This is a genomic window from Jatrophihabitans sp., from assembly GCF_036388195.1.
Lineage (GTDB): Bacteria > Actinomycetota > Actinomycetes > Mycobacteriales > Jatrophihabitantaceae > Jatrophihabitans_A.
This window is the reverse complement of sequence record NZ_DASVSG010000010.1, coordinates 22,023-28,409: the sequence shown is the minus strand read 5'-3', so window position 1 is coordinate 28,409 and position 6,387 is coordinate 22,023. Positions and strand designations below refer to the sequence as shown.

General features: G+C 70.4%; 5 protein-coding genes. All 5 read left to right on the top strand.

From position 1 onward, the window contains the following. Positions 1 to 1,348, top strand: a 1,348-nt coding sequence (gene acnA, locus VF612_RS00895) for an aconitate hydratase AcnA (protein ID WP_408657958.1), incomplete at its 5' end; no start/stop codon positions are given. A 311-nt stretch (positions 1,349 to 1,659) separates the two neighbouring features. Beyond that, positions 1,660 to 2,832, top strand: coding sequence for a sugar ABC transporter substrate-binding protein (locus VF612_RS00890; RefSeq protein ID WP_408657957.1), 1,173 nt, complete (start codon positions 1,660 to 1,662; stop codon positions 2,830 to 2,832). Positions 2,833 to 2,962: 130 nt separating this feature from the next. Further along, positions 2,963 to 3,760 carry an ATP-binding cassette domain-containing protein gene (locus tag VF612_RS00885; protein WP_408657956.1) on the top strand — a complete coding sequence of 266 codons (798 nt, stop codon included), beginning with the start codon at positions 2,963 to 2,965 and terminating at the stop codon, positions 3,758 to 3,760. Further along, positions 3,757 to 5,130 carry a sugar ABC transporter permease gene (locus VF612_RS00880; protein WP_408657955.1) on the top strand — a complete coding sequence of 458 codons (1,374 nt, stop codon included), beginning with the start codon at positions 3,757 to 3,759 and terminating at the stop codon, positions 5,128 to 5,130. The genes VF612_RS00885 and VF612_RS00880 overlap by 4 nt, the downstream gene beginning before the upstream one ends. A 37-nt stretch (positions 5,131 to 5,167) precedes the next feature. Continuing rightward, the gene (locus tag VF612_RS00875) at positions 5,168 to 6,379 is read left to right on the top strand and encodes an ROK family protein (protein ID WP_408657954.1); all 1,212 of its coding nucleotides are present in this window, start codon (positions 5,168 to 5,170) and stop codon (positions 6,377 to 6,379) included. The last annotated feature ends 8 nt before the right edge of the window (positions 6,380 to 6,387 follow it).

The window sequence follows — 6,387 nt, the reverse complement described above, 5'->3', positions numbered from 1 at the left end:
GGGGTTGACCCGCAAGCCGTGGGTCAAGACCACGCTGGCGCCGGGCTCGAAGGTGGTCAGCGACTACTACGACCGGGCCGGCCTGACGCCCTACCTCGACAAGCTCGGGTTCAACCTGGTGGGCTACGGCTGCACCACCTGCATCGGCAACTCCGGGCCGCTGATCCCCGAGGTGAGCGCGGCGGTGAACTCCTCCGACCTCGCCGTCACCGCGGTGCTGTCGGGCAACCGGAACTTCGAGGGCCGGATCAACCCCGACATCAAGATGAACTACCTCGCCTCGCCGCCGCTGGTGGTCGCCTACGCCCTCGCCGGCACGATGGACCTCGACCTGTACACCGAGCCGCTGGGCCAGGACCAGGACGGCCAGGACGTCTTCCTCCGCGACATCTGGCCGAGCAACGCCGAGGTCGAAGAGGTGGTGAGCGGGTCGATCGCCCGGGAGATGTTCGTCACCGACTACGCCGACGTGTTCGCCGGGGACGAGCGCTGGCAGTCGCTGCCGACCCCGGAGGGGCAGACCTTCACCTGGGATCCCGAGTCGACCTACGTCCGCAAGCCGCCGTACTTCGACGGCATGCAGCGCGACCCCTCCCCGGTCACCGACATCGCCGACGCCCGGGTGCTGGTCAAGGTCGGCGACTCGGTCACCACCGACCACATCAGCCCGGCGGGCTCGATCCGGGCGGACTCGCCGGCCGGCAAGTACCTGGCCGAGCACGGCGTCGAGCGCAAGGACTTCAACTCCTACGGCTCCCGGCGCGGCAACCACGAGGTGATGATCCGGGGCACCTTCGCCAACATCCGGCTGCGCAACCAGATCGCTCCCGGCACCGAGGGTGGCTTCACCCGGGACTTCAGCGCCGCCGACGATCCCGCGCAGGCGCCGGAGACCACGATCTACGAGGCCTCGGTCAACTACGCCGCGGCCGGCATCCCGCTGGTGATCCTGGCCGGCAAGGAGTACGGCTCGGGCTCGTCGCGGGACTGGGCGGCTAAGGGCACGGCGCTGCTCGGCGTCCGGGCGGTGATCGCGGAGTCCTACGAGCGGATCCACCGGTCCAACCTGATCGGGATGGGCGTGCTGCCGCTGCAGTACCCGAAGGGCGAGACCGCCGAGACCCTGGGCCTGACCGGGCAGGAGACGTTCACGATCACCGGGATCACCGCGCTCAACGACGGTGAGATTCCGCGCCAGGTGGAGGTTCGGGCCGCGACCCGGGCGTCCGACGGGCAGGTCTCGGAGTGGACGTTCTCCGCGACCGTGCGGATCGACACCCCCGGCGAGGCCGAGTACTACCGGCACGGCGGGATCATGCAGTACGTGCTGCGATCCCTGCTGGCCTGACGGGCTGACGACCCGGGCTGCCGGGCTGACGGATCGCTGCCGGGCCGACGACCGGCTGCGCGGCCGACGACCGGCTGCGCGGCCGACAATTCGACGCCGCTCAGCCCGTCAACCGGCACGGCGTTCGTTTGCAGTGAAGTGACTGCGATACCGCACGCCGGAAGTAGCAGCCCTCGGTAACAACTCGATGTCAGGGTCTTTGCCGGGACATCACTAGAAGGATATGTTCCCGCCGACAACATTTTCTTTGTGGTCGACGGATTGCTGCCAGCCGCATAGTCGATCCAGCATCGCGAAAGGCGGAATTGCCCATGCGCAAGAGCGCAATCGGTCTGATCGTCGTCGGAGCCGCGGCCTCGCTCGCTCTCGCCGGGTGTTCCTCGGACAAGACCAACGACAACTCCGCCCCCGCGGGCGGCGCCACCAGCAGCGCCAGCACCGGCGGCGCCAGCCCCACCGCCACCGCGTCGGGCTCCAGCTCCAGCGCGGCCGGCGCCGTGGACGGCAAGGGCGCCAAGGTCGGCATCATCCTGCCCGACACCCAGTCCTCCAACCGCTGGGTGTCGGCTGACCCGGAGGCGCTGGAAGCCAACTGCAAGAGGGTCAATCTCGACTGCGACATCCAGAACGCCGGCGGGTCCGCCGCCAAGCAGAAGACCATCGCCCAGCAGATGGCGGCCGGCGGTGTGAAGGTCCTGATGCTGGTCAACCTCGACGCGGCCTCGGGCGCGACCATCCTGCAGGAGGCCAAGAAGAACGGCGTCATCACCATCGACTACGACCGGCTCACCCCGGGCGGCGGCGCGGCGCTGTACGTGTCCTTCGACAACACCAAGGTCGGCGAGCTGCAGGGCAAGGCGCTGACCGAGTGCCCGCAGGTCAAGGGCAAGTCCGCGGTCAAGTACGTCGACATCGACGGCGCGCCGACCGACAACAACGCCACCCTGTTCGCCCAGGGCTATGACAGCGTGCTGAGCAAGGCGCCGGGCTGGACCCGGGTCGGCAAGCAGACCGGCAACTGGGACGCCACCACCGCCGGCCGGGTGTTCAACTCCTTCATCCAGAAGAACCCCGACCTCGGCGCGGTGATGGTCGCCAACGACACCATGGCCGGCGCCGTGATCACCAACCTGACCAACCTGAAGCTCAACGGCAAGGTGGCCGTCTCCGGCCAGGACGCCTCACCGGCCGGCCTGCAGCAGATCCTGGCCGGCAACCAGTGCTTCACCATCTACAAGCCGTCCAGCGAGGAGGCCCGTCCCGCGGTCGAGGCGGCGGCGAAGCTGGCCAACGGCGAGATCCCGGCGACCACCCAGAAGATCAAGGACCCGAAGACCGGTCAGGACGTCCCGGCCATCCTGGCTGAGCCGGTCGTGATCACCAAGGAGAACGTCGCCACCCCGATCAACGACGGCTACACCGCCAAGAACCAGGTGTGCACCGGCCGCTACGCCGCGCTGTGCACCCAGGCGGGCGTCAAGTAGGACCGCTTCCGGGCGGCCGGCGCTGACCACGCCGTCCGCCCGTAGGCTCTGCCCGCGGCGAGATCCCGTGGAGCACGTCACCCGCCGGCCCGCCTCCGGGCCGGGGGCCGGATGCGAGAGGACGCAGGCCGTGACCCGTCAGAACGACCCGCCGCTGCTGCAGCTGCGCAACGTGAACAAGAGCTTCGGCCCGGTGCAGGTGCTGCACGACGTCAGCTTCGAGGCGCGCGCCGGCGAGGTGATCTCGCTCATCGGCGACAACGGGGCCGGCAAGTCGACGCTGGTCAAGTGCATCGGCGGGACGTACAGCATTGATTCCGGCGAGTACCTGTTCGACGGCGCCCCGGTGCACGTCCGCTCCCCCCGGGATTCGGCGGCGCTCGGGATCGAGATCGTGTACCAGGACCTGGCGCTGTGCGAGAACCTCGACATCGTCCAGAACATGTTCCTGGGCCGCGAGCGCAAGCGCGGGCTGACCCTCGATGAGAATTCGATGGAGCAGGCGGCTACCGAGACGCTGGCCTCGCTGTCGGTGCGCACCGTGAAGTCCGTGCGCCAGCGGGTGTCGAGCCTGTCCGGTGGCCAGCGGCAGACGGTGGCCATCGCGAAGTCGGTGCTGTGGAACTCCAAGGTCGTCATCCTCGACGAGCCGACCGCGGCGCTCGGCGTCGCCCAGACCGCCCAGGTGCTCGACCTGGTGCGGCGGCTGGCCGACCGGGGGCTTGCCGTGGTGCTGATCTCGCACAACATGCTCGACGTCCTGGAGGTCTCCGACCGGATCGCGGCGCTCTACCTGGGCCAGCTGGTCGCCATCGTGGAGCGCTCGTCGGTGAACCAGACCCAGCTCGTCGAGCTGATCACCACCGGGCGCTCCGACAGCATCACCGGCGTCCCGGCCGGCGCCGGCCTGACGGGAGCCTCGGCATGACAACCTCGGGCACCTCCGCGACCGCCGCCCCGCCCGACCCGGATTCCGCGCCGGATCCCAACAGCCTGGCGGTCATGGCCTCGACCGCCCCGGTCGGCAACGGCATCGGCGACTACGCCCGCAACTACGTCTCCCGGCTGCGCGGCGGCGACATGGGCTCGCTGCCGGCCATCACCGGCCTGGTGGTGCTGGTCATCCTGTTCGGCCTGCTGCAGCCGTCGTTCGCCAGCCTGTACAACACCGCGGTGCTGCTCACCGAGGGCTCCGGCCCGATCGTGATCGCGATGGGCCTGGTGTTCGTCCTGCTGCTCGGCGAGATCGACCTGTCCGCCGGCTACGCCGCCGGGGTCTGCGCCGCCGTGATGGTTCGGGTGATGGTCGGCTACAACGCCCCCTGGCCGGTTTCGATCGGGCTGGCGCTGCTCACCGGCATCGTGATCGGCACCCTGATCGGGCTGCTGCGGGCCAAGCTCCGGATCCCGTCCTTCGTCGTCACGCTGGCGTTCTTCCTCGCCTTCCAGGGCGTGGCGCTCTACATCCTGAACAACGGCAAGGGCCAGCAGGGCAACGTCAGCGTCACCGACGACGTGATCAACGGCATCAACAACGGCCAGATGCCGCTGTGGGCCGGCTGGCTGTTCGCGGTGCTGTGCGTGCTGCTCTACGCCGGGGTCAAGCTCTCGGCCAGCCTCAGCCGCCGCCGCGCCGGCCTGTCCGCCGAGCCGACCTCGGTACTGGCTCTCAAGGTCGCGGGCCTGGCGGTGCTGGTCGGCGGCATGGTCTACCTGCTGAACCAGAACCGGGCGATCGTCAAGACCTCCTCGATCGAGAACGTCAACGGGCAGCTGGTCCGGGTGGCGCCCGCCCGGCTGGAGGGCGTGCCGTGGGTGATCCCGCTGGTGGTCGTGCTGCTGGTGATCTGGACGTTCGTGCTGACCCGGACCCGCTATGGACGGCACGTCTACGCCGTCGGCGGCAACGAGGAGGCCGCCCGGCGGGCCGGTGTGCAGGTCGACCGGATCCGGATCTCGGTATTCGTGATCAGCTCCTTCATGGCCGCCATCGGTGGCATCCTGATCGCCAGCAACGTCAAGTCGGTCAGCGTCGACAACTACGGCGGCAACACCCTGTTGCTGGCGGTGGGCGCGGCGGTGATCGGCGGCACCAGCCTGTTCGGCGGCAAGGGCCGGGTCATCGACGCGATCATCGGCGGCCTGGTGGTCGAGGTGATCTACAACGGCATGGCCGACCTGGTCAAGGGCACCAACGGCTCGGCGGTGCAGTACGTCGTCACCGGGCTGGTGCTGATGCTGGCCGCGGCGATCGACGCGCTGTCGCGCAGACGGGCCGGCGCGGCGGGTCTCGGCTGACCGGCCGGTGCCTCTCGGTGAAGGGAAGGGTGGGCCGTTGACCGCGCAACGGGTCGCCGTTCGCCCCGAGGAGATCCGCCGGCACAACCTGAGCCGGCTGCTGCGCTCGATCCACCAGCACGGTGAGCTGACCCGGGCGGACCTGACCGCCGCCATGGGGCTCAACCGCAGCACCATCGGGGCGCTGGTGTCGGACCTGGTCGCGCTCGGGCTGGTCACCGAGTACGTGCCCTCCGGACGTGACCGGGCCGGCCGGCCCTCGCACGTGGTGGCGCCCCGTGCCGACGGGCCGTACGTGCTGGCGGTGGATGTGGCCGTCGAGCGGATCGTCACCGCGGCGGTGGGCCTGGGCGGCGCCGTGCACGAGCGCCGGACCACCGCCATCGACGGCGCCGCCCGGCTGCCGCGGGCGGTCGTCGACCAGATCGTCGCCGACGCCGGCTGGCTGGCTGACCGGCTGCCCGGCTCGCAGGGACCGGTCGGGATCGGGGTCAGCATCCCCGGCACCGTCCGCCGCCGGGACGGTTTCGTCGACCACGCGCCGAACCTGAACTGGCGGGCGGTGCCGTTCGCCGCGCTGCTGGCCGAGGCGCTGCCCCGCCGGCTGGACGTGCAGGCCGGCAACGATGCCGACCTGGGCGCGGTCGCCGAGCACCAGCGCGGCGCCGCGATCGGATATGACCATCTGGTCTATCTCAACGGCAGCGTCGGCGTCGGCAGCGGCATCATCGCCGAGGGCAGCCAGCTGCACGGGGTCGGTGGGTACGCCGGCGAGATCGGGCACATGACGATGAACCCGGACGGCCCGCCCTGCCACTGCGGCAGCACCGGCTGCATCGAGACCTACATCGGCGAGCACGCGCTGCTGCGGGCGGCCGGGGTCACCGACCAGCACGGGCCGCGGGCGGTCGCCGCGGTGTTCTCCGCCGCCGCTGCCGGTGATGAGCGGGCGGTCGCCGCGGTGCGGACGGTGGCGATCTGGCTCGGCCGGTGCCTGGCCAACGTGGTGAACTGCTTCAACCCGCAGGCGATCGTGGTGGGCGGCTCGCTGGCCGAGGTGGTCCGGCTGGACCGGGCCGCGGTGGAGACCGAGCTCGACCGGCGGGCGATGGCCGCCGCCCGCGCGGGCGTGCAGGTGCTGCTGCCGGGGCTGGACCAGGACTCGGCGCTGATCGGCGCTGCGGAACTGGCGTTCCAGGCGCTGCTGACCTCACCGGACTCGCTCGCCGTCTCACTCGCCGGGACCTGATGAGGAAG

Coding starts and splice junctions, on each gene's coding strand:
- VF612_RS00890 (WP_408657957.1), top strand. CDS start 1,660: ATGCGCAAGAGCGCAATCGGTCTGATCGTCGTCGGAGCCGCGGCCTCG.
- VF612_RS00880 (WP_408657955.1), top strand. CDS start 3,757: ATGACAACCTCGGGCACCTCCGCGACCGCCGCCCCGCCCGACCCGGAT.